The 23,998-nt window shown below is 55.4% G+C and carries 19 protein-coding genes; 11 read left to right on the forward strand and 8 right to left on the reverse strand.

What is annotated here, in order from left to right; all coding sequences use genetic code 11:
* Window positions 1-75: 75 nt before the first annotated feature.
* Entirely contained in the window at window positions 76-903 is an 828-nt protein-coding gene (locus QUE89_RS08595; RefSeq protein ID WP_286222779.1) for a DUF4437 domain-containing protein, read from the reverse strand.
* A 640-nt stretch (window positions 904-1,543) separates the two neighbouring features.
* Here QUE89_RS08595 and QUE89_RS08600 point away from each other — a divergent pair.
* The 4 genes from QUE89_RS08600 to QUE89_RS08615 all read left to right on the forward strand — a co-directional run bounded on the left by QUE89_RS08600 (window position 1,544) and on the right by QUE89_RS08615 (window position 7,186).
* Window positions 1,544-1,768, forward strand: coding sequence for a hypothetical protein (locus QUE89_RS08600; protein ID WP_286222780.1), 225 nt, complete (start codon window positions 1,544-1,546; stop codon window positions 1,766-1,768).
* Between the two features lie 265 nt (window positions 1,769-2,033).
* Window positions 2,034-4,691 carry a mechanosensitive ion channel domain-containing protein gene (locus QUE89_RS08605; RefSeq protein ID WP_286222781.1) on the forward strand — a complete coding sequence of 886 codons (2,658 nt, stop codon included), beginning with the start codon at window positions 2,034-2,036 and terminating at the stop codon, window positions 4,689-4,691.
* Window positions 4,692-4,767: 76 nt separating this feature from the next.
* Window positions 4,768-5,514 (forward strand): CLCA_X family protein, encoded by a 747-nt coding sequence (locus tag QUE89_RS08610; RefSeq protein ID WP_286222782.1) that lies wholly within the window; start codon window positions 4,768-4,770, stop codon window positions 5,512-5,514.
* A gap of 199 nt (window positions 5,515-5,713) precedes the next feature.
* Entirely contained in the window at window positions 5,714-7,186 is a 1,473-nt protein-coding gene (locus QUE89_RS08615) for a DUF3336 domain-containing protein (protein WP_286222783.1), read from the forward strand.
* Here QUE89_RS08615 and QUE89_RS08620 read toward each other — a convergent pair.
* From QUE89_RS08620 to QUE89_RS08630, 3 genes are read right to left on the reverse strand one after another with little or no spacing between them, the layout of a single operon-like run.
* Window positions 7,183-7,773 carry an ATP-dependent zinc protease family protein gene (locus QUE89_RS08620; RefSeq protein WP_041338460.1) on the reverse strand — a complete coding sequence of 197 codons (591 nt, stop codon included), beginning with the start codon at window positions 7,771-7,773 and terminating at the stop codon, window positions 7,183-7,185. The two genes, QUE89_RS08615 and QUE89_RS08620, sit on opposite strands and share 4 nt — an antisense overlap.
* Entirely contained in the window at window positions 7,770-8,345 is a 576-nt protein-coding gene (locus tag QUE89_RS08625; RefSeq protein WP_286222784.1) for an acyl carrier protein phosphodiesterase, read from the reverse strand. The genes QUE89_RS08620 and QUE89_RS08625 overlap by 4 nt, the downstream gene beginning before the upstream one ends.
* A 23-nt stretch (window positions 8,346-8,368) precedes the next feature.
* Window positions 8,369-8,911, reverse strand: coding sequence for an outer membrane beta-barrel protein (locus QUE89_RS08630; protein WP_286222785.1), 543 nt, complete (start codon window positions 8,909-8,911; stop codon window positions 8,369-8,371).
* A gap of 249 nt (window positions 8,912-9,160) precedes the next feature.
* Here QUE89_RS08630 and QUE89_RS08635 point away from each other — a divergent pair, with 249 nt between their 5' ends.
* Together QUE89_RS08635 and glgA are read left to right on the forward strand one after the other, a co-directional pair.
* Complete coding sequence (locus QUE89_RS08635; RefSeq protein WP_286222848.1) at window positions 9,161-10,573, forward strand: TrkH family potassium uptake protein; 1,413 nt, start codon at window positions 9,161-9,163, stop codon at window positions 10,571-10,573.
* An 88-nt stretch (window positions 10,574-10,661) separates the two neighbouring features.
* Window positions 10,662-12,152 (forward strand): glycogen synthase GlgA, encoded by a 1,491-nt coding sequence (glgA, locus tag QUE89_RS08640; RefSeq protein WP_286222786.1) that lies wholly within the window; start codon window positions 10,662-10,664, stop codon window positions 12,150-12,152.
* Window positions 12,153-12,168: 16 nt separating this feature from the next.
* On the opposite strand, the gene QUE89_RS08645 is transcribed toward glgA, so the two are convergent.
* Together QUE89_RS08645 and QUE89_RS08650 are read right to left on the reverse strand one after the other, a co-directional pair.
* Complete coding sequence (locus tag QUE89_RS08645) at window positions 12,169-12,828, reverse strand: alpha/beta hydrolase (protein WP_286222787.1); 660 nt, start codon at window positions 12,826-12,828, stop codon at window positions 12,169-12,171.
* Window positions 12,829-12,866: 38 nt separating this feature from the next.
* On the reverse strand, window positions 12,867-14,060 hold the full coding sequence (locus QUE89_RS08650) for a 1-acyl-sn-glycerol-3-phosphate acyltransferase (RefSeq protein WP_286222850.1): 1,194 nt from the start codon (window positions 14,058-14,060) through the stop codon (window positions 12,867-12,869).
* A gap of 219 nt (window positions 14,061-14,279) precedes the next feature.
* Here QUE89_RS08650 and recQ point away from each other — a divergent pair, with 219 nt between their 5' ends.
* Entirely contained in the window at window positions 14,280-16,148 is a 1,869-nt protein-coding gene (gene recQ / locus QUE89_RS08655) for a DNA helicase RecQ (protein WP_286222788.1), read from the forward strand.
* 44 nt (window positions 16,149-16,192) lie between these two features.
* On the opposite strand, the gene QUE89_RS08660 is transcribed toward recQ, so the two are convergent.
* Together QUE89_RS08660 and QUE89_RS08665 are read right to left on the reverse strand one after the other, a co-directional pair.
* Complete coding sequence (locus QUE89_RS08660) at window positions 16,193-16,750, reverse strand: YiiD C-terminal domain-containing protein (RefSeq protein WP_286222789.1); 558 nt, start codon at window positions 16,748-16,750, stop codon at window positions 16,193-16,195.
* Between the two features lie 58 nt (window positions 16,751-16,808).
* A complete protein-coding gene (locus tag QUE89_RS08665; RefSeq protein WP_286222790.1) occupies window positions 16,809-18,695 on the reverse strand; it encodes a methyl-accepting chemotaxis protein in 1,887 nt (628 codons plus the stop codon).
* Between the two features lie 195 nt (window positions 18,696-18,890).
* On the opposite strand from QUE89_RS08665, the gene QUE89_RS08670 reads away from it, so the two are divergent.
* The 4 genes from QUE89_RS08670 (at window position 18,891) to selD (ending at window position 23,989) form a co-directional block, all read left to right on the forward strand.
* Window positions 18,891-20,411: a GNAT family N-acetyltransferase gene (locus QUE89_RS08670; RefSeq protein ID WP_286222791.1), complete on the forward strand. Its 1,521-nt coding sequence runs from the start codon at window positions 18,891-18,893 to the stop codon at window positions 20,409-20,411.
* 168 nt (window positions 20,412-20,579) lie between these two features.
* Window positions 20,580-20,978 (forward strand): hypothetical protein, encoded by a 399-nt coding sequence (locus QUE89_RS08675; RefSeq protein WP_203300794.1) that lies wholly within the window; start codon window positions 20,580-20,582, stop codon window positions 20,976-20,978.
* 42 nt (window positions 20,979-21,020) lie between these two features.
* Entirely contained in the window at window positions 21,021-21,713 is a 693-nt protein-coding gene (locus tag QUE89_RS08680) for a helix-hairpin-helix domain-containing protein (RefSeq protein WP_286222792.1), read from the forward strand.
* Complete coding sequence (gene selD, locus QUE89_RS08685) at window positions 21,713-23,989, forward strand: selenide, water dikinase SelD (protein ID WP_286222793.1); 2,277 nt, start codon at window positions 21,713-21,715, stop codon at window positions 23,987-23,989. The genes QUE89_RS08680 and selD overlap by 1 nt, the downstream gene beginning before the upstream one ends.
* Window positions 23,990-23,998: the final 9 nt, after the last annotated feature.

A 23,998-nucleotide genomic window follows, 5' to 3' on the forward strand; every position in this document is an offset into this window, starting at 1 on the left:
GCTGTTACAGGTGCCTGCCGACTATTACATAAATAAGGAGCAGTTGACGTTCTTGCGCCAGCTCTCAATAGTCGTTTAGTTCAACTGATACGCACTGTTAGTGCGGATGTATATGGTTGCCTCATCATCGCTGTCGTTCGCGAACCGGTGCGTGTAGGCGCCGGTGGATTCGATGTAGCTTCCAGCTGAGAGGGTTTTTGCGCCATCAAGGTCGCGAGCGCTATAACTGACCTCTCCCCCAATCACCACCGCGCGAAACTCACTGGCTTCAGTCGTCAGCTCACCCTCAAAACCAACGCCCAGTTTGATCATCGAGCCACCTGTCTCGGCACTGCTGCCCCATAGATGAGTCGCCTGAACATTGTCGGCATTGATCTTGTGCAGATCGCTGTTTTCCAACCAGACGACGTTATCAACGTGCAGGTTGAGGGGCCGTTCGCCGTTGTCGAATTGTTCGGCAGAGGGCTTAACCAAATAGGGGCCTGAATCGATCTCCAGATAAATCAGGTTTGTTTCCCCATCGGCTGCCGTTGTGTGGTCTTCACCGGCTGGTTGAGTCCAGAAAGATCCAGGTGGCATCCACATTTTCGCCGCCGTCGGGTCATCATTGTGCATCACCCCTTCAATAACGACGCCGCGATAAGTGATGTTATGAATGTGAGGTGGTGACTCGAAACCCTTTTTGAACCGAACGAGCATGCCTGTCGCAGTCCCGGTGGTTCGATCTCCCCATAGATCTGCTGCGCCGGGACTGAGCACTCCCCGCAAAGGATTGAGATATCCCCATTCCACGTCATCAATGGACATGACTTTTACCAGGGTGCCAGCGTTGTGGTTATCTGCATTAGCCAGCGCTGCTGCACTGGTGAGGAAGAGCGTGAGTATCAGTCTGCGCGAGTACATTGGGGGGCACCGTGTATCTGTGAATTGAACGGAGCTACTAGATTACTCGTCGCTATACACGTTAAAAACCGGACTTTCTTTATTTCAGTTTTCGTAAAATCGGCATAATAGATTGGGGATCCTAAGTTAAGCACTCTATAAAGACGAACAGATGAAACGAACCAAGACCGGTACAGTTCTCCAAATCCTCGAATCTGTAATGGGCCGAACCCTTCCTGGTGTGTCTACTTTTTGATCACCATGTCTATAAACTTTCAGTGATCACTGGAGGTGAATTATGGCTACTCTTAAGTCTCTCGTTTCACGGCTCAGACTCTATCGGACCCACTATGCAACGCGCCGAAATCTTTCCCATCGATTAGAAGGGATGAGCCCTCAGGAACTGAATGCACTTGTTCGGGACATCGGAATTTCCAGATCAGAATTGATCGAGGAAGCGAGCCGGTCTTTCTGGACTACTCCGCCGTGCCACGCACCCACGACCAATTCAGTGCTAACCAGTCGAAAACGTTCCTGGGGCCAGGCGTTCAAAGTTCTCAGGAATTTTGGAACCGAAAGGCGCTGCTCCGAGAAATCACGGATGGCAGGAACCTAGAAGTTGCACTAGGGTTCGGTGCACATTTGAAAAAGGTAAAACACGATGAGCGAAAGAAAAGGACAATATTTTGGTGCCAAATGCTGGCAGCAAGGCTTGAACGTCAACGAAACCATTGCCGAAGCCGGCAAAGAGATTGGCATAGACAAACTGTCGAACGATCCCCGCACCTGGCCGCCATTCGTTCATGGTGCCGAAGAGGCTTGGCAGGACAAGAACCTGGCGCACCTTGATGAACAGGCAAGGCTGCGAGATCTGCAAAAAGCCTGATTATCAGAAAGCAGGGAAAGAAGATCGCCTTCCTTCCCTGCTCTGTTCCCGCCGCTAACTAGCCTACGAAAATCTCCTTCAGATCGCGCGATTCGTCGTGTTGTGGCAATGGGCATTACGTTTTGCCAATTTGGCCGCGCTGCTGATTCCGCTAGACTGTAGGAAATCCGCCCGAGATTCTCTCGCCAAGATGAAAATCCCTTATCTTCAGACCATCTTTTTCGCGCTCGTCCTTGTCACAGGGCCAAGCCATGCCGACACCACATTGGCAGCACTTGATGACTTGCTCCCGCCCGTACAGACCGAAACCGAACGATTCCCGCCGGCTGAAGATGAAGACGCGGAAGGTGAGAACGTCGAAGACGAGGCAGAAGAGGAACCGGAACCGCAGCTCGAGCCGGTTAAACCGGAAATAGAAGCGCCAGAGGAACCTCTGAGAAGCTCCCTGCCAACGGCAAAAACCGCCGATATTCAGCAACAGATTCAAAAACTGCGTGACGCCCTGGATGGAAGGCAACATGCCCTGAGCCTGAGTGAACAAAGGCTGGGCTACGCCGAGTCGCTGCTGAATCGTTTGAATAACGAGTACGAAAGCTTTGAGCTTCGCCTGGAGCGCGCCGGACTGAATCTGACCGATGACTACGCGAATCTGTTACGACAGAGACTCGAACGTTTGCGTGACCAGACCATAGCCGCCGGGCTCACCAAAGGCATCACCGCACAGTTGTCGGCAGCGCGTGAAGAACAGTTACGGCTGGAAGAGTTTGAAGCGGTTATTGAACCCGATGACGACGCCCGTGGCAGGCTCGCAGTGAAGCGTGCGCAGCTTCTTCGGCAATTACACAGCACGGTCACCAAGCATATTGAGGTGCTGAACGAGTACTACAACATTGTCATTCAACTCCAGGACCGGCTTGAAGCCTATCAGACACTGCTCCAGCAACGGCTGTTTTGGCTACCCAGTACGGAACGGGTCGATCTGACCATTTTTGGCGAGGTCTATCGGGGGCTTGCCTGGTTTGTCTCCGGCTTCAAATGGGAATCTTTGAAGGAAGCTGTTTCTGTATCGATCGATGAGAACTGGCCGCTAATGAGCCTGCTAACCGCCCTGCTCCTGATCATGGCGGTCCGTCGCCGAGGGCTTCGTAAGGCGCTCGTCGACACCGGGTACCACGTTGGTAATGTGCGCCGGGATCGTTGGCAGTTTACGTTTTCTGCGCTCATTTACAGCCTGTTGCTGGCTTTGCCGGGCGTGATTGCGCTGACCATCGGGCACCTGGCCCTGGAGGGCGGTGACCGGTTCTTGCGTGCGCTTTCCCGTGGGCTCTCCAACGCGGCATTTGTGGCATTCCTGCTGCGAGGCATATTCACGGTGGCCTACAACAAAGGGTTGGGTGAACGTCACTTCCAGTGGAAATCAAATACGCTGAGGGTGCTTCGAAAACAGATCCCGATGTTACTAGCCGTGCTGATTCCGATCATTGTGGTAATGCCAACGATGTCCACTACCAAAGGTGCCGCATTCAGTGACAGCCTGGGGCGCTTGCTGTTTGCGATAGCGTCAATCGCCCTCGCATTTTTTGCGCAGCGCTTTATGTCGGCAGTGCGCAAGGACCAGCCCAATCGAAAAATACTCAAGCTTCTTCACGGGGCCGCGGTCGCCATGCCGCTGGTGCTCGCCTTCATTTCACTCTGGGGCTACCACTACACCGCTGTTCGTTTTGAGGGGCTGATGTTCATCAGTCTGTGCTGGCTGGCCTGCGTCATCTTGCTGCATTACCTGGGTTTGCGCAGTCTTACCGTTCGGGAACGCCGGATGACCCTCAAGCGTGTCATCGAGAATCGTGAAGCAGAGCGTAAGATCGCCGAAACACGCGAAGCTGCGGAGACCTCAGGCGAAGGCGTGCCGCTGAATTACGAGATGCCCCAGCGCGATATCGATGACATCAGCCAGCAAAGTGAAACCGTGCTGAAGATTTTCTCGCTGATATTGGCCGCCGCCGGGCTTTGGGCGCTGTGGGACAATGTTTTTCCTGCGCTGGGAATTTTCGATGAGATAACCCTATGGACTATCAGCACCGGGATTGAAGGTGAAAGTCCGGTTCCGATCAATCTCGGCGACCTGATGATTGCCCTGGCAATCGTTGTAGGCACGGTGCTGGCGGCCCGTAACCTGCCGGGCACCATGGAAGTGGTGTTCCTGAGCCGGCTTAACCTGGAGCCGGGTGTGGGTTATGCGATCACCACGCTGGCAACCTATACCATCGTCTTTATCGGCATTGCCGCCGCTCTTGCCGGGCTCGGTTTTCAATGGTCCAAACTGCAATGGTTGGTGGCCGCCCTGGGTGTCGGCCTGGGCTTTGGTCTTCAGGAGATTGTCGCCAACTTTGTCTCGGGGATTATCCTGCTGTTCGAACGCCCGATCCGGGTTGGAGATACGGTCACCATTGGCGGCATTACCGGCACGGTTTCGCGCATTCGCATTCGGGCAACCACCCTGGTGGATTGGGATCGCAAAGAGCAGATCATTCCGAACAAGACCTTCGTGACCCAGGATCTGACCAATTGGACCTTGTCGGATCCCATCACCCGGGTAATTATCCGCGTCGGCGTCGCCTATGGCTCTGATGTCGATAAGGTTCAGGAGTTACTGCACCAGGTGGCTATCGAGAACGAACGGGTTGTTGAAGAGCCCGCACCGGCGGTGTTCTGCGTCGAACTGGGCGACAGTCAGATCGATTTCGAGGTGCGCGTGTTTGTCCGCGACCTGCTGGACTTCATGCCGCTGTCTCATGAGCTACACTCGGCCATTACCCGCACACTGAAAGAAGCGGGCATTCAAATCCCCTTCCCGCAGCGGGATATTCATATCCGAACAGAACCGGTGCGCAAGGATCCCAGCCAACCCGAGCAAAATCAGTAGCTACATCGATTGCAACGGCCCTGCCCCTTCTCTACCATACTGGCTATTCATACAGTGTTTGGCTTGAGGGTAGTTAGTGACCGTTTCATTTGTGCACATCCGTCGCCAGTACGATTTCCGAAGCATTGAGATCGGGCGCTGGGTTACCGAAACAGAGCGTGATCGTGCCGCGGTGCGATTTCACGAAGCCCTGATCACCCTCATGGACACTCTTCATGTGCCGGAAGAAGTCATCTCGCTGAAAAGCTCGTTGGGCCTGCAATATGGCATTGGCGGCCAGCTCGGCGTTTGTGCCCACTACATTCCTGCGACCCGGCAACTGGCCCTGGCCAAGAACGCAGGCGCAGGCAGCCTCGCCCACGAATGGTTTCACGCCTTTGACCACTACATTGCCGGCAAAGTCTTTGTGCAGCCGGGCCGTCAGGCCTTTGCCAGCTCACTGTGGCTCGACAGCCAGGCGTATAAGTCACACTCGCTCACATCCCGGCTGTTCCGATGCTTTGAGGCCATTTTATTAAGCGACGACGGCACCCAGCCAAGCGAGCTGTTCCGGGCGTCGCAAAAGGTGGACAAAGAGCAGCAGGTTCTTTACTGGGCGCGGCCAGAGGAAATGTGCGCCCGTGCCTTTGAAGCGTTCATCGAAGACAGAGCCCCCTATAATGGGTTTCTGGTCAGGGGTACCCGCTCCTCCCCGGAAGCTCGGCTGGGCCTGTATCCCGAAGATGAGCAGCGCGAGCGGGTCGCGGCGGCTTTCAGTGACTATTTCGCCCAGCTTGGTATCGCACTGGGCAAAACCTCATTAACTGGCAGGAATAAACATTGAGGGCCATACTTCAGAAATCCGGAGGGACCGGGTAGACAACGCGAATCCTAAAAAAACGACCATGCGTTGATCTAAATGCGAACTTCTCGGCATAGGACAACGGTATTAACCGATGATGTCCTTGAAGAAGCAGAACGGATTCAGCCTGCAGGAACTGCGACAGTGCTTACGAACCGCTACCAGCTTTCAGGACTGGTATATGGCTGCTTTAGCCCTCGATAACCTCTCTGGCGCGGAGGTCTGGCGCCACAGCGATGCCTCCGATTACTACGATTTCCTCGATATCCGCGCTCGTTACGAGCAGCTGGTTACCCTCCTCGACGACAAGAATCACGAAGAACTGCTGTATGTATTGAATGAAGGCATTCACGGCAACATGAGCGGCATGGGCCGCCCGATTCTTTACGATCGGGCGCTGACGGGTACCAAATGCCTGATTGATGAATACGTGACAGCCATTGCCGATGCGCTTTGGTTGGTTGCCGGATCGCCCTCGAACAAGATTCCATTGCAGGACAAAGTCGATTTCTTCCGCCGGGCAAGTCACTGCTACGGCCGCTCTGCGCTCATGCTCAGTGGTGGTGCCGGCCTGATCTATTCTCACCATGGTGTCGTGCAAACGCTCATTGAGCAGGATCTTTTGCCGAACGTTATTTCAGGGGCCAGTGCCGGAGCCTGGGTGTCGGGGTTGTTGGCGATGTACACCAACGAAGAACTGAAATCGGGTGTGATTGGCCGCTATCGCTACGACTTGCCAATACACCTGAACCCATTGCGGGTCCTGGCAGGCCTGGAGCCGGGCGTTTCGCCGCTGTCGATTAAACAGTGCGCGATGGATGGCATCGATAACCATATGACGTTCCAGGAAGCTTACGAGCACACTGGTCGCTACATCAATATCTCAATTGCGCCCGCTGAGAAACACCAGAATTCTCGTTTGATGAATGCGATTACCTCGCCAAACGTGTATATCCGCTCGGCCATGGATGCGTCTGGCAGTGTTCCGGGCGTGGTGCCACCGGTCACTCTTTATGCGCGCGGTGCCGATGGCAAACCCAAGCCCTATCTTCCCACTCGAAAATGGGTCGACGGCTCCTTTGCCGAGGATTTACCTGCCAAGCGATTATCCCGGCTGTTCGGGGTTAATCACTACATCGTCAGCATGATTAATCCGGTGGCTGTGCCATTTGTAGACGATCCAAAGCTGCGCACGCGCAGGCGTATTCGAACGGTAACTAATACCATGATGACTGATGCAGCAACCGATCTGCTCAGTGGCCTGGAGCACTACCTGACTCGGGTTGGGGTTTCACTCATCAGTCCGGCCATTCTGATGGCGCACGGCGTGCTGAATCAGAGCTATACGGGCGATGTAAATATTATCCTTGAGAAGAAGAACTTCCACTGGCGCAATGTGCTGTTCAGTTACCACGGGGAGGAAGAAATCGATAATCTCGTGCTTGCGGGCAAGCGCAATACCTGGCCTAAACTGGCGATGATTCGCAATGCGACGCTGATCGGCCAGGAACTCGATACCATCCTGGAATCGCTGGATCAGAAGGAATTCGGTGCGCAATCCAGCGGAGTAAAGCGAAATGGCGGAGAGCGGAATGGTAACGAGCGCAGCAAAGGAGAGCGTCGCAAGCTGACGCTCCCCTCGGTGCCCTGTTAGTCCACCTGGGCGGCAATTTCCTCAAGCGTGTTGTATTCACATTCGCGCTCAGCAATGAAGCTGTCGGCGGAGTCGATGAGGATATTGTCGTCGCGCATGAAGCGACGGCCCAGTAGCACAGGGTATTTAAAGTTGCCGCGGTCGGTCAGTGAGAACTGGGTTTCGTGCACGGTACCGGCAATACAGAAGTCCATTTTTACCACGTACCGGCGCTGCGACGGCGCGCTCTTGCGCTTGATTAACACAGTGCGATGAACCGGGCGCTCGAATTCCAGGATTACGTCTTCGTGTTCAATCGTGCCTTCGCTGGGCTGATCTTCATGGTCTCCCAGCGGCAGCTGGAACTTCACCCACTCTTCTTCGCCCTTCTTGAATCCTTCCACGTTCACTGCGTGCAGTGACGAGGTCTTGGCACCGGTGTCCAGGCGGGCCTTCAGGCGCACGCTGGTGTCGTTCATGACCAGCCATTCAACGAAGCCGAGGGTTTCCGGAACGGGCTTGTCCGAATCCTCTGACGCTTCAGCGAATGCGGCCCCTGCCGGCAGTGCCAAGGAAAATGCGAGTGCCAGTGAAGTTAAAAGCTTCATTCAAAATCTCCTGCAAAGGACTGTAAATCGGGGAAAAAACGAAGAAACCGTCTTTCCAGTTCAACATCATTTGCCCGGATTTCGTCAATCATCCCGGTGAACTTGTTGGCGAACCGAATGCGACCGGCAACGCGATCGAGGGCATAGCCAATACTCTCCAGATCTCGATACGCACCAAACCAGTCGTGCTCGACCATGCGTCGGGTCACCTGAGCCATTTTCTCGGGCATCAGGTGCTCATTACGCCGAAGTTCCTGGTAAATACGCTCAACGAAGATACCACGATCGGTCTGACTAAAACGTTGCCAATGTCTTAACAGATAGTGATCGTAGAGGATGTCGAGGGCTACGCCGGCGAACCGTCGCCGCTGCCTCGAAAAGACGGCCTTACTGGCAAGAACTTCGGGGTGCTGGTCGGTAAAACTGTCGACCGCCCGGTGATGGCGAATGCCCTGCTGCACCGATACGGGCAACAGGGCTACATCGATACCCCGCGTGAAATCGCCAAGAATACTGCCCACTCTGGCCTCGGGGGAATCCGGTGCGAGAAAGACATGGGCAAGGTGATTCAAGCAAACTCCTGGCGATTATAGAATTAGAAGTTGAACTGAACGCCAACTCCAAGACCGTCTACGGTAACGTCGTCATCGTCATAGTATCGCATGTATTCAAGGTTACCAGAGACATTGCGGGCGAACTCCATGTTCAGGCCGACACCGTAAGATACGTCGCTGTCGTCATCCTTAACCGTGTTGAATGGCCCTTCCGCCTCAACTTCAACACGGGTAAAGCCCAGCACCGCGTACGGCGTTATCGGGGATTCGTTGGCGATGTTGAACGTGGCGTAGCCGCCGAAGAAGTTGTCGACGGAAAAATCAATGCCGCGGACGCGATCGTCATCCACCCCAAAGCCGCCGCGAGCTTCAAAGCCTAGAAACGGAGTGGCCATAACCCCGGCTTTGGCCGAGAGCGTACCCACGTCAGCGTCTTCTCCTCCGGCGTCGAGACTCATAAAGGTGTAGTTAAGGCCGGTGTAAACCCCACCAACCCCGGATTTGTACATGTCTTGAGCGTTGGCTGCACTGGTGGCAAAAAGGCCAGAGGCCAGAACTACGGCAAGTGAACGTGAGTGTTTCATTGCTTGTTCTCCTTATCGAGCAAAGTTTGGCTCTTTTTAGAAGTTGCACCAATCACACGGGCAATACCAGAGCCGAGATCCCTATTTACCCCTTTTTTACAGTGATTTAATGCTCCGGTAATTCGTAGGCTGAAAGCGCCGTTTTGTTGCGGAAGCGGGCACCCACAGGTATTCTGACGCCACTCTTGTTTCAGCTGGCCTGAGCATTCTTTGAGAAACCTCTATCCCGTAATATTTATCGTCAGTGTCATGTTTGTGCTTTTGAGCGTTTTCATGACGTTACCGGTCATCTTTCTGGCAGGTTCTATTGCGCCTAATGCCTCGGCGTTTGCAGAATCTGCCGGTATTGTCTGTGGCCTCGGGATTCTTGGCATCGTTGCCACTTATCGGCAGCCCAGGGATCTGAAGCCCCGGTACATGTTTGTCCTCACCGTTTCCAGTTGGTTCATCCTCACCCTGTGTTCTGCCTTGCCCTTTTACCTGAGCGGCAATAACATCTCTGCGCCGGACGCCTTTTTTGAGGCAACCTCCGGCATAACCACCACAGGGGCAACCGTGCTCAGCGGCCTGGATACCATGGACCGGGACCTGCTTTTGTGGCGTTCCATTCTTCAGTGGATCGGTGGTATCGGGATAATCGGTATGTTCGTTGCGGTTCTGCCGTTCCTGCGGGTTGGCGGTATGCGGCTTTTTGCCACCGAATCCTCGGAGTGGACAGATAAGGCCCTCCCCCGGATGAAAACCCTCAGCCGGGGGCTGCTGGTGGTCTATATAATCTTTTCCATTGTCGCGGTGCTGACCTACTGGGTCTCCGGGATGACCTTGTTTGATGCCTTCAACCACGGCCTGACCAGTATCGCCACGGGCGGGTTTTCCACCTCAGACATGTCCATGGGCAAGTTCAGTGACCTGATCTTGATGGAAGCAACCCTGTTCATGATTCTGGGCAGCCTGCCGTTTTTCCTGTTTGTTCGGGAGATGCACGGACAACATGGCGTGCTGTTTCGTGACCAGCAGGTTCGGTTTTTGCTGACGTTACTGCTGCTGATTCCAGCGGTGTTGACCATTTACCGGTGGGCCGTGTCGCCAGTGCCCTTTGACCCTCTGCACAACTACGCCTCTACTCTGTTCAACGTAACCTCGGTAGTGACCACCACGGGCTATGCCTCAGAGGATTACTCGGCTTGGGGCCCATTGGCCTTCGTGCTGTTCTTCTTCCTGATGTTCATCGGCGGCTGTTCGGGCTCAACCTCCGGCGGCATGAAGGTTTTCCGGTTCCAGCTCTCGATCATCATCCTTAGAGAGCAGTTGATGCGCCTGCTTCACCCTCGCGCCGTATTGACGCGGAACTACAACGGCCGGGCGGTCAGTGACGAAATCATCTCGTCCATGATCGCCTACAGCTTCATTTTTCTGCTTTCCCTGCTGGTGATTACGGTAGCGCTCGCCGCTATGCAGCTGGACTTCATCACCTCTCTGTCGGGCGCCTTGTCTTCGCTGACCAATGTCGGCCCAGGGTTGGGTGACATCATTGGTCCCTCAGGGAACTTTGGTCCCCTGCCAGACGGCGCCAAATGGTTACTCTCAGTCGGCATGCTGATGGGTCGCCTGGAAATCCTCAGTGTCATTATCGTACTGTCGCCCGCCTTCTGGCGCAGTTAAGGCTATTATAAAATAAGTACCATCGAACTAACCCAGTACGCAGCTTGGAAGCCCTACCACCCTTAGGGTGTTAAGCCAAGGTCATTCCATGACCCGAGTCCTGTTCGTCACCAGTGAAGCTCATCCGTTGGTCAGAACCGGCGGATTGGCCGACGTGTCCGCCAGTTTGCCAGAGGCTCTGGGCCATATTGGTTACGATGTCACCATCCTGTTACCCGGCTATCCTGCGGCTATGTCGCTAGTCCATGACACAGGGGCTCTACACAAAGCGCGCCTGTGGATCGACAGTTACGATATAAACCTTTGGCAGACGCGATTACCGGGCACCGCCGTTACCCTGTGGGTGGTGGATTGCGCACAGCTGTTCAGACGCCCCGGAAACCCCTACAAGAACGCAGAGGGGCATCCCTGGAAGGATAATGCCCGCCGATTTCAATTGTTTGCCAAGGTAGGGGCCAAGATCGCACTCGGTAAGGCTGGGTTATCCTGGACACCCGAGTTAGTGCACTGCAATGACTGGCAAACTGCGTTGCTGCCGGTCTACCTGGAATTAATCCCCGAGCGTCCCAGTACAGTCTTCACCGTTCATAATCTGGCTAGCCAGGGTTTGTTCCCGCGGGACACCTTTCAAAACCTGGGCTCACCCGAGAATGCTTGGAGTTACGATTTACTGGAACTCAAGGGGCAGCTCGCGTTCATCAAGGGCGGCCTGGGTTTCAGTGACCGCATCACCACCGTGAGCCCAGGCTACGCTGAGGAAATCCAGACTCCGGAATTCGGCTGTGGCCTGGACGACCTGCTTTACCAACGTCGTCATGAGTTGACCGGAATCCTGAATGGCATTGACACCCGCACTTGGGACCCTGAGAGCGATATTCACATTCCTCGCCAATTTGGTCCCGAGGATGTTAAGAGCAAACGCCTGTGCCGCTTTCAGTTGCGACAGGAATTGGGGCTGAAACAGACGGATGCCGCACTGTTCTGCTTTGTCGGTCGAATGGTTAAACGAAAGGGCCTGGACTGGCTTCTGAATGTGTTACCGGCATTGTTCAAACGAGGCTGCCAGCTGGCCCTGATAGGCGCCGGATCTGTTTCTCGGGAGTCTCATTCTGAAAAAAGGAAGTTTGAGCGGGCACTGGACCGGCTGGCCCGGGAATGGCCTCAACAACTGTCAGTGACCATTGTTTACGATGAGGCCCTTGTCCACCGCATCATTGCGGGCAGCGACATGCTGCTTATGCCCTCGCGATTCGAACCATGCGGGTTGAACCAGCTTTACGGTCTGCGCTATGGCACCCTTCCCATCGTGAATCGGGTCGGAGGGTTGCGAGACACCGTATTCGATGCCTCCAACAACAGCGGTGAGATAGCCAACGGCTTCAGCTTTGACACGCCAGGCGCCTCGGCTTTGCTCTGCACCATTGAGCGGGCACTGAAATATTACGAAAGCCGAAGGGCCTGGCGCCGGCTTCAGGAAAACGCCATGACAGGCGATTATTCCTGGAACCGCAGCGCCCGGCTATACAGCGATCTGTACCAGAACATCCTAGCCGAACGGCAGCATGCCATTTGGGATTAGGCTGTGCTGGCGAACTTCAAAGTGCGTGCTTTTGGATGAAACGGCCGATATCGACCACTTCTTCCAGACAAACACTGTGTTCCATCGGGAAGGTCTGGTAATCCGGTGCAAAGCCCAGAGACTTCAGAGCCTCAACGCTTTGTACCCCCAGTGATTCCGGCACCATGGGATCAAAGGTCCCGTGATAAACAGAGATGGGTATCCCGGCATTGGCGCTCGACGGTTTCACCGTTTTGGCGGTGGCAAAGTAAGTGGACAGTGCCAGCACACCGGCCAGGCGGCTCGGGTAACTCAGGCCCAGCTCGTAAGCCACGGCGCCGCCCTGGGAGAAACCCGCGATAACGATTTTTTCAGACGGAATGCCGCGCTCAATCTCGCGATCCACCAATTTACCCACGGCATCGGCGGATGCCATCAGCTGCTCGGTATCCACCACGCGATCTATATCCATAGCCTTGATGTCGTACCAGGCGGGCATACGCATGCCGCCGTTGATAGTCACCGGCAACTCCGGGGCATGGGGAAAGATAAAGCGTACAGCCGCGCCTTCAGGCAGGCCCAGCTCCGGTACTACCGGCTCGAAATCGTGCCCGCTCGCGCCCAGGCCGTGCAGCCAGATGACCGCAGCTGTCGGATTCGGAGCGGTTTCCAGTTCAATGTAATCAAGATCCTGCACTCAACACCTCGTTGACGTCGGTAAATAGATGATTCGGATTATTCCGGATTCGGTTCGTCTGAATTCGCTTCCAGTGCCGTCACTACCGGGTTGGCGTACATATCCAGCAAGTACGGACGGATGGCCGGATCACAGGCGTCCAGGCGCCGATCCATTTCGGCCTCGGCAGCTTCCATTTCCGCCGGTGACCAGGCTTCGGCCGTCACCACGGTATCGCTGACGGTGTCAGGTGTGGCGTGGGCATCGGGGTGAACACCACGGGCATGGTACGCGACCAGGTTGGAAGCATGCAGGTGGTAGTTGGCGTGCATTTCCCGATCAATCAGCGCAGACATTGCCTTGGCGTCGTCCGGGGCGTTTTGAATGGGCTTGCCAAAATGAACGTGCACATGGCCCTTGAAGCCGGTCAGGCCCTTCATGATCTGATCGGTGTCTTCACCTTCGGCCTTGGTGTAGTTGCCAGTGCGGGCGCGCGCTTCCAGCTCTCGGGCCTTGTCTTCGTCGCAAGGGTCGTACTCATAGGCGATGGAGACAGGAACCACGTGCAGCCGGTTCATGGCCTCTGCAAAACTGAGCCCGCTCTTTTTGCGGCTCATGTAGAACATCTTGATGATGGCGGGATCGGTAAAATCGAGGCCGTCTTTGGCCCGACCTTCCCGCTGTGCAATCCAGATGCTGTTGTTGGTATCGATGCTGTGGTTAATAAAACCAGACAGCGTTAGATAAGCGTCCCGCATTTCCCGCGGGCTCGTCATGTTGCGACGAACCACAAAGCTTTTGTTCAGTCGCATCATTTCCGCAAACACGCGGTTGGCGAGCAGGTTGTCACCAATGGCGATGCGAGTGGTGTGAAAGCCGTTCTGGAACAGCAGGTAGTTCACCACCATCGGGTCGAAGACGATATCCCGGTGGTTGGAGATGAACAGGTGCGCGCTGTTTTTGTCCAGGTTTTCGAGGCCACTGGCAGTAACCCGTGATGTGGTGCCGTCTACCAGTTCCCCGACATAGGAAGACAAGCTGGCTTGCAGATCATCAACCCGGTGGTAATGGCCAAAATGGTTTGCCAGCCAGCGGCGAATGAACACTCTGAGCACTGCCGGGGCCCAACGGGCTAGTGTCGGCGATTTGAACCGGCCGACCATGTCGAGAAATTCCTGATCGTTTACCAGGCGCTGAATGGCCGGGCCGGTCTCTTCGTCCGAATACGGACGGATGGCATCAAATTCCTGCATGGAAGCCCTGTTATTATCGGTGTCTGTCACAGAATTCCGCTAAACGGTGATTCAAAAACGCGGTATTGTAGCGTTTCTCACGCTTTTTTGCCTCCATCCCCTACTATGGGGTTTCGCCACCCTCACCAATGAATCTGTCGGTGAATCTGGTATCATTCGCGCCCACGCAATTTGACCCTGCAATCCTGCCGGCAAACACGTCGGTTAACCGGTTACCTTATGCATTTTGATCAGAACTTCGAAGAACTGAGCACAGAGCGCCCTACCACCTCCCGCAGGGATCCCGAACAGGTGCTCCACGAGGTATTCGGGTACGAAACCTTCCGGCCGTTGCAGGGCGACATCATCCGGGAAGTGGTCGATGGCCGTGATGCCCTGGTGCTGATGCCAACCGGGGGTGGTAAATCCCTGTGTTACCAGGTGCCGGCCCTGGTTCGGCCCGGTACCGCCGTGGTCATCTCGCCGTTGATAGCCTTGATGCAGGATCAGGTTGCAGCGCTGAAGGAGCTGGGCGTGAACGCGGCGTTCCTGAACTCCACCATGGACATGGAGCAGGCACGGGCTACCGAATACGCGTTGGCAACGGGCGAACTCGATTTGCTGTATTGCGCGCCCGAGCGATTAATCCAGCCACGTACCATTGATCTGTTGCACGACGCATCGATCTCTCTGTTCGCCATCGACGAAGCTCACTGTGTATCCCAGTGGGGCCATGATTTCAGGTCTGACTACCTTCAGCTGAGTATGCTGGCCAACGAATTTCCGACGGTTCCACGCATCGCCCTGACCGCCACCGCCGACGAGCGCACCCGTAAGGAGATTGCCGAGCGGCTGTCCCTCACCGAAGCTCGGCACTTTGTTAGCGGCTTTGACCGCCCGAACATCCAGTACCGAATTGCACCTAAAATCAATGCAAACAAGCAATTACTGGATTTTATTAAAGCAGAACATGATGGCGAGTGCGGAATCGTTTACTGCATGTCTCGCAACAAGGTGGATGCAACGGCGCGCATGCTGGCCGACAAAGGCTATACCGCTCTGCCGTACCACGCCGGCCTGCCGTCTGAGACACGAGCCCTCCATCAGGAGCGATTCCTGCGCGAAGACGGTGTCATTATTGTGGCCACCATTGCGTTCGGGATGGGTATAGACAAGCCTGACGTTCGGTTTGTGGCCCACCTCGATCTGCCCAAGAGCCTCGAGGCCTACTACCAGGAAACCGGTCGTGCCGGCCGGGACGGCAAACTCTCAACCGCGTGGATGGTCTATGGCCTGCAGGATGTCATCAAGCTGCGCCAGATGCTGGAAGCGTCACAGGGCAACGATCAGTTCAAGCGGGTAGAACGGCAGAAGCTCGACGCCATGCTTGGCCTGTGCGAAGTCACCCGGTGCCGGCGCGAGGTGTTGCTGCGTTATTTCGGGGACACCCAGGATGAGCCCTGCGGCAATTGCGATACCTGCCTGAACCCACCGGAAACCTGGGATGGAACCGTCGCGGTTCAGAAGGCGTTGTCCTGTGTTTTTCGAACGGGCCAGCGCTTCGGTGTCACCTATCTGATTGATGTGCTTCGGGGATCGGAAAACGAACGAATCCTGCAGTCGGGCCACCAGGCAGTGTCCACCTACGGGATTGGTACCGAGTTGTCAGTGAACGAGTGGAAGTCGGTATTCCGGCAGCTGGTTGCCAACGGCTATTTGCGGGCGGACCCCGAGGGCTACGGAGCCCTGCAATTAACGGAGACCTGTCGCCCGCTGCTGCAAGGCAAACAGCCGGTTGAGCTGCGCAAGGATCCGGTGGTTAAGAAAACCTCGTCGAGAGGCCAAGGCAGCCGCAGTGGCGCAGCCATTCGCGATCAGATTACTGATCAGGCGGGTTGGGATGCCCTGCGGGCATGTCGCAAGGAGCTTGCCGACAAACAAGGGGTTCCGCCCTATGTCATCTTCCACGACGCCACTCTGTTCGACATGCTGGAGCGCAAACCCCGATCCCTGGACGAGTTGGCAGAAGTTAGCGGCGTCGGCGCCGCCAAGCTGGAGAAGTACGGCGCCATTTTCCTTGAAACCCTGTCTGGCCTGGAGCGCTCCTAAGCGCTCCACTTACCATTCCCCGCTAACAACTCATTTCGAAAGGCTTATTCGCCCTCAGCTTTGAAGCCCTGCTTTCGAACCCGGTAATGGGCGATTGAGTTGGCAACGTGGTTGCCTTCCTGATCATGCAGCTGGCCTTCAAGAGTGAACTTGGCCCGGCCGGTAGCATCGGCGTCCGCCAGAATACCCTCGACCATTTCCGGTGTAAGTGAGAACTCCACGGTGACATCAGAGTTAGCCGGCTGCAGAAACTGTAGGGTCATCTCCTTCAGAATCGGCGTATAAGAGGGGCCTAAATCAAACAGCGTCAGCACGCCACCGGGTATTTCCGCAACCAGGAAATAGGCGCCGGCATACAAACTGCCAAAGTGGTTCTTGTTGCCCTTCAGGCGAATTCGGGCCTTCACATAGCCCGGCCGCAACTCCTCCACACTGAATCGATTACGGGTGGCAAACGGAATCGACAGGCCGATAATCCGGTTCACGGCGGCATAGCCACCGGTCTTACGGAGCCATGCCAAAGGATTGGCCAGGGTGGCATGGGAGTCTGAGTGCGCAACCCATTGCCCAGTTGCGCCAATAATTGTGTCAATTAGTGCCATTTTCGTGCTCTGTTAGGGAGATTGACTAATCTTCGCACAATTGGCTTCCAGGTGCCTATTACACTCGGAACCGTGACGCATTCTGGTTCAGCGTGTGGCCAATGCTTTCGATCTGCCCACTGTAAACGTCGTTTTCGCTAGCCGCCGCGGCCGCTTCCTGCCCTTGGTCGGCAATGCGCGTAATGGACGAATTCAGCTCTTCGGTGACCGAGGTCTGCTCCTCCGATGCGGTCGCAATCTGAGACGTCATCTGATTAATGGAGGTAATGGCCTCGGCAATGCGATTCAGCGCCTCCATGGCGTCCTGCGCTTTTTCCATGCTGACATTCGAGACCGCCGTGGAGGCATTCATCACGGTAACCGCATTGTTGGCACCCTTTTGCAGACGCTCAATCATGTTATTGATTTCTTCGGTGCTCGATTGGGTTCTCTGAGCCAGGTTCCGGACCTCATCGGCAACCACGGCAAAGCCGCGCCCTGCCTCACCAGCCCGCGCCGCTTCAATGGCTGCGTTCAGCGCCAGCAAATTGGTTTGTTCGGCAATGCCCTGAATCACTTCCAGCACCGTGGTAATGGATGAAACATCCTTGCCCAGGGCGTTGATGACTTCCGCCGCGGAGTTAACTTCTTTAGACAGCTTTTGTACCGCGTCCCGAGATGCTGCAACGGTTTCCAGCGAAGCGCGACTGTCGTTATCGGCGGTATTGGCGGCATCGGCGGTTTGCTGGGCATTCTGCGCGATTTCACCAGCTGCAGCGGACATTTCATTGATGGCGGTCGCCACCATGTCGATCTCCGACTGCTGCTGCTCAACGCTGGAACGGCTGGTGCTGGCGGTCTCGCGCAGTGAGCGTACGTTGCTGCCCAGCTCCTCGCTGCCGCGCTGAACATCACGAACCACGGTCTGAATGTTTTCGACAAAGCGGTTAAAGCTCTTCGCCAGTTGACCAAATTCATCACTGGCGCGGGTGTCGAGTCTCTGGGTGAGATCGGCATCGCCAGTACCAATGTCGGCCATTGCGGTGTTCAGGCGACGTAAGGGCGCCATCAATACCTTTATGCCAAAGTGCAACACAACAAGGGAGATCACCAAGCCGATAACGGCCATCAACAACCCGGTCATGCGGGCGCTTTGAACCGGCGCACTGATCAGGTCCTGGTTGACGAAGGTGCCTAGATACCAATCGACGCCACGGGCATCTTCGATCGCGTGAAAGCTGGCTTCCCAGGACGCGTCATCGTCCTGGTATTGGTGAGCGCGTCCATCGAGGCTCGGGGCTTTGCCGATCAGGGTCTTGATGTTTTTCCCGATCAGTGCCTGGTTGGGGTGAAACAGCACAATACCTTTGGCGTTGATCAATGCCGCATAGCCCGTGTTCGCCAGGGTCACGGTCTCCAGTGTTTTTTCGATGTCGCCCAGGCCAATATCTCCGCCGGCAACGCCCTTGTAAGCACCACGCTCAACCGGCGCCAGAGTGGAAATGATGGTGTCACTGGTGGCGGCATCGCGGTACGGCTCGGTAAAGGACGCCTGGCCCATGCTCATGGCTTTCTTGTACCAGGGTCGAACCCGCGGATCGTAATCGGCCGGCAGGGACGCAGTGTCTTTTTCCGTTTTCATCAGCATGTAGCCGTCGTTACGGCCCACATACACGTCCCGGAACCCACCACCTGCGGTAATGGCCTGCAGAAGGGTTCTTGCCTGCTCATCGTCCTCAACCCGTTCGAGTGACAGCGCCGCAGACTCCGTCATTTCCAGACGGGTATTGAGCCACTGGGCAATACTCGACGTACTTTGGGCCACGGCATCGTCGATCAATGCATCAACGTACGTGGACGTGGTTTTTTGAAGGCGGAGATCGCCAGAAAGTGTAAAGGCGCCCATCGCAAGTAGCAGCAAAATGCTGAAGGCAGCCAGAAGCTTTTGACCGAAGCTCAGGTTCACGGTGGTGTCCTCAAAAAATGTTTTTTTTAGAAATCGAAGGCGTAGAAAGATACACGTTCGAGTAGCTAATCTCTGTTAAGTGTTGTTTCGACCTAAATTGCGAACTCTTTAGCTGCTTCTGATAAACTTTTGCTGTTTCGCTGCTCAAGCAGCTGCATGTCCACAGCTTCATCTCACTGGCGGGAGCCGATCTGAATGGCCCACGAAGAACTGCACCTCAATCTCCGAAACCTGACGCTTGACGACTATGACCAGCTCCAGGTCCTGATGGATCGTATCTACGACGACATTGGCGGGGCCTGGCCTAAAGAGACTATTAAGGCACTGGTGGAGCAGTTTCCTGATGGCCAGATCTGCATTGAGGACAATGGCCAATTGATTGCGGTTGCGCTGACCGTGAGCGTGAAATACGAGCGCTTCAGCAACCCGCATACCTACGACGACCTGATCCTTCGGAACGAAAAGATCTGGCACAACGCTAACGGTGACTCTCTGTATGGCCTGGATGTTTTCATTCATCCGGAATTTCGCGGGTACCGTCTTGGTCGCCGTCTTTACGAGGCGCGAAAGGAACTGTGCCGGTCCATGAACCTGCGAGCCATTCTCGCGGGCGGTCGTATACCGAGTTATTACAAGTACGCAGACCAATACACCCCGGCAGAGTATATCCAGCGAGTAGATCGCAAAGAGATCTACGACCCGATTCTGAGCTTCCAGCTGTCTAACGACTTCCAGGTCACGCGGCTGATGCACAAATACCTGCCCGAAGATGAGAAGTCACTGGGTTATGCCACGCTGCTGGAATGGCGGAACATTCTATACACGCCGCCTTCGTCAGTTCTGAACGTCAAGAAGACCCAGGTGCGATTAGGCGCGGTTCAGTGGCAAATGCGCGAATTTACATCGGTCGAAGAGGTGCTCAAACAGGTTGAGTACTTCGTGGACGCACTCTCCGATTACAAAAGTGACTTCGCCCTATTCCCGGAATTCTTCAACGCGCCGCTCATGGGGCTGACCGATCAGATGGATCAGACCCGGGCCATCCGCTTCCTGGCCGGGTTCACCGAGCAGTTCCGCGATGAGATGTCCGAGATGGCAGTTAGTTACAACATCAACATCATCACCGGCTCTATGCCACTGCTGGAAAATGACCGGGTCTACAACGTGTCTTACCTGTGCCATCGCGACGGCCGGGTGGATGAGCAACGCAAAATCCACATTACCCCGCACGAGCGCCGGGACTGGGTTATCGAAGGCGGCAGCGACTTTGAAGTGTTCGAAACCGACGCAGGCCGCGTTGCGATCATGATCTGCTACGACATTGAGTTCCCGGAACTGGGTCGGATTGCCTCAAGTGAGGACGTCGACATCATCATGGTTCCGTTCTGGACCGACACCAAGAATGGTTACCTGCGGGTACGTCACTGTGCCCAGGCCCGAGCCATTGAGAACGAATGCTACGTTGTGATCACCGGCAGCGTGGGAAATTTGCCAAAAGTTGAAAACCTCGACGTCCAATACGCGCAATCGTCCGTATTCTCGCCCTCTGATTTTGCGTTTCCCCATGACGCGGTGATGGCAGAAACAACGCCAAACACTGAAATGATCATGTTCTCGGACATGGATCTGGAAAAGCTCAAACTGGTCCGAAATGAGGGCTCAGTAACGAATCTGAAGGATCGCCGTGTTGACATGTACGATCTGAAAAAGAAGTAATAGGCTTGGGTTAAGGCAGTTATGAGTTCAATAACTGCCTCAAACCCTGTTCGTAGGACACTGATAGCGTTGCTAAACTGCAATTCAGTGGCTATCGTTTAATCAATATCAAGCTGCCTTAGGGAAGGCAGGCTAAGGCCGATACGGAAATCACTCGAGACCATGTTAATGACTGAAGCACTACCGGACCTTATCGCACAGTTTCGAATCAGGCAGGGCCTGTTCCGAAAGGAGTTGGTTGAAGCCGCTCTTTATGAGCTGGATGCGTACGGGTGCGTGATGAAAACCGACAAAATGTTTAATCCAGGCGACACCATCGTTCTGGATCTGGTGATGGATATGCCGTTCGACAAGCTTCGTGCGGAGGGCGTGACCGGCCTGGTAACCGAGCGAAGGAAGCACTGTAGTAACTTCTACTATTCAATTGATTTTGTTGAGTTCGATTCAGATAACGACTCTCCCCTCGCGGAGAAACTGCGGCGAATTCGGGAAGTTCTCTCGAAAAAACAGTCTCTGAAGTCGAGGCGTTCGCCCGGGTCTATTTCCGGTTTTCGGCAAATGGCCTAATCCCCGTTGTTCGTAATGCCCTCATCCCCAAGGAGACATTTCATGGCAAAGAAGGCCAAACCTAGCGTTGACAAAATTGTCAAAAAGGTAAACCAGGAGTTCGAAAAAACGTCCTCTCAGATCGAGGGGCTGGTCAATGATGCGTTGAAGCAGTTTGATAGCCTGCAGCAACAAGTTCAGGATCCGGTACGGAAGCTTCTCAAAGAAGTCGACGAGCTTCGCGATCGCGAGATGAAGCGTTTCAATGAGGAGTTTGAGCGCCGCCTGAACGAATTCCATGAGCTGCAAAACAGTATTCTTGAGCGTCTTGGTGTCGCCTCCAAAGATGCCGCCGAAGACGTCAAGAAACAGGCCGAGCAGGCCAAGAAACAAGCCAAGTCCGCGACCAGTAAAGCCACCTCGGCGGCGATGAAGACTCCGGGATCCAAGTCAACTGCCAAGAAGTCTGCAACTAAGAAGCCCGCAGCAAAGAAACCAGCTGCCAAAAAGTCTGCGGCCACGAAGCCTGCAGCAAAGAAGCCGGCGGCTAATAAGGCAGCCAAGCCGGTAAACAAGAGTGACCTCACGTTGGTCAAAGGCATCGGCCCGGCGACCGCGAAAAAAATGAAGGACGCAGGTATTACCTCCATCGATCAGATTGCTAACCCCTCCGCCGCCGATCAGGAAAAACTGAAGGCTTTCTCCAGCGTCAAAGGATTTGCGCAGTTCAGTACCGAAGCTAAGAAAATTATCTGATGCGCACGCCTGACCAGCCTGTATTACGGGATATAGTCCTGATTGGCGGCGGGCACAGCCACGTCGGGGTACTTAAACGGTTCGCGATGAACCCGGTACCCGGCGTGCGCCTGACCCTCATCTGCCGTGACACCCACACCCCCTACTCCGGTATGTTGCCCGGCTACGTTGCCGGACACTACAGCTACGACGATGTTCATATCGATCTCAGCAAGCTTGCGGAATTCGCAGGCGCTCGATTCTATCGGGCTGAAGCGATCGGTATTGATCGGGAGAACAAGCGGGTACTGTGCCGTGGGCGGCCAGATGTTCCGTATGATCTTCTTTCGATCAACATTGGTTCCTCCCCTCGCGTAAATGAGGTGGAAGGCGCTTCGGAGCATGCTGTTCCGGTTAAACCCATCACCGGGTTCAACAACCGTTGGCTTGCCCTGCTCTCACGAATTGAAAATCACGAGGGCCCGCTGACCGTGGGTGTGGTGGGCGCCGGAGCCGGTGGCGTGGAGTTAACGCTGGCCATGCAGTTCCGACTAACCCGCGAACTCAAGCAGCGGGGCAAGGATCCGGATCAGCTCCATTTTCATCTTTTCGATGCTGCCGATCAGATCCTGCCCACGCACAACCCGAAAGTGCGAGCCGTGTTTGAGAAAACCCTGGCTGAACGCAAGGTGAAAGTTCACCTCGGTTCGCCGGTGCAAAAAGTTCAGGAAGGCCTGCTGCAAACCGAATCCGGCGAGTCGCTGCAGGTTGATGAAGTTTTGTGGGTTACCCGGGCCGGCGGGCCTGAGTGGCTGAAGGACACCGGCCTCGCTCTGGACGACGGTCTGTTTATCCGGGTTCGAGATACTCTTCAGGCAGAAAACGACGACAGCATCTTTGCTGCCGGCGATATTGCCAATGTTCTCAATCACCCGCGCGAAAAGGCTGGCGTGTTTGCGGTTCGTCAGGGCCCGCCCCTTGCCGACAACCTCAAGCGGCTGACTCTCGGCAAGGCGCCCAAGGATTTCCAGCCCCAGAAAAACTGGCTGGCGCTGATCAGCACCGGCGACAAGTACGCCATCGCCTCCCGGGGAAATTTCGAAGTGGATGGCGCAGCGGTCTGGCGCTGGAAAGACTGGATCGACCGTCGCTTCATGAAGAAGTTCAACGATCTTCCAGAGATGGAAGAAAACGCCAAACTGCCCGATACGGCTGCGGCCCAGAATTCGGAAGAAGCCTCTCAGGCAATTTCGGCGGTGGCCATGCGTTGCGGTGGCTGTGGTGCCAAGGTCGGTAGTACGGTTCTTTCCCGCGCTCTTGGCGAGCTCCGCCCTATCGATCGGGATGACATCATCATCGGGCTGCATTCGCCCGATGATGCCGCCGTGCTGGAGGTTCCGCCGGGGAAGGCTGTGGTCCATACGGTGGATTTTTTCCGGGCGTTTATCGACGACCCCTACGTGTTTGGCAGAGTTGCAGCCAACCACGCCCTGGGTGATGTATTCGCCATGGGTGCAGAGGCTCAAAGTGCCACTGCCGTTGCTACCGTGCCCTACGGGATTGAGTCCAAGGTTGAAGATGTCGTTTACCAGATGATGTCTGGCGCCGTCGAGGTTCTGAACGAAGCGGGTTGTGCCCTGGTCGGTGGTCACACCGGCGAAGGCAAAGAGCTGGCTCTGGGCTTTGCGGTAAACGGACTGATCGATCCTGACGAAGTCATGAGCAAAGGCGGCCTGCGTGCCGGTGACGTGTTGATTCTGACCAAACCGATTGGCACCGGAACTCTGTTCGCAGCCCACGCCAAATTGGCCGCCAGGGGTCGCTGGATTGATAGCGCCCTGAGCTCCATGATCCAGTCCAATAAAGCCGGTGCTGAGTGCCTCAGGCGCTATGGCTCAAAGGCCTGTACCGATGTGACTGGCTTTGGGTTGCTCGGCCACCTGGTAGAGATGACTCGGCCTTCTGGCGTCGATGCCGAACTGGATTTGTCTGCCATCCCGGTTTTGCCGGGTGCCGAGGAAACAGCGGCCGCAGGCATTCTCAGTTCGCTGCAGCCGGCAAACATCCGCTTGCGTCGCGGTATCCGAGATCAGGAAAAGTGGGTAAATCATCCGAGGTACCCCCTGATCTTTGATCCACAGACGGCCGGTGGTCTGCTTGCCAGTGTGGCGGCGGATCAGGCTGAGGCTTGCGTGCACGAGCTGAAAGCACTGGGCTACCCGCACACGGCCATCATCGGTCGGGTTACAGCCCAGGACATGCAAGGCGCCATCGAACCTATTTCGCTCAAGGATTGATCGATTGGG

This window comes from Marinobacter sp. LA51, assembly GCF_030297175.1.
Lineage (GTDB): Bacteria > Pseudomonadota > Gammaproteobacteria > Pseudomonadales > Oleiphilaceae > Marinobacter > Marinobacter apostichopi.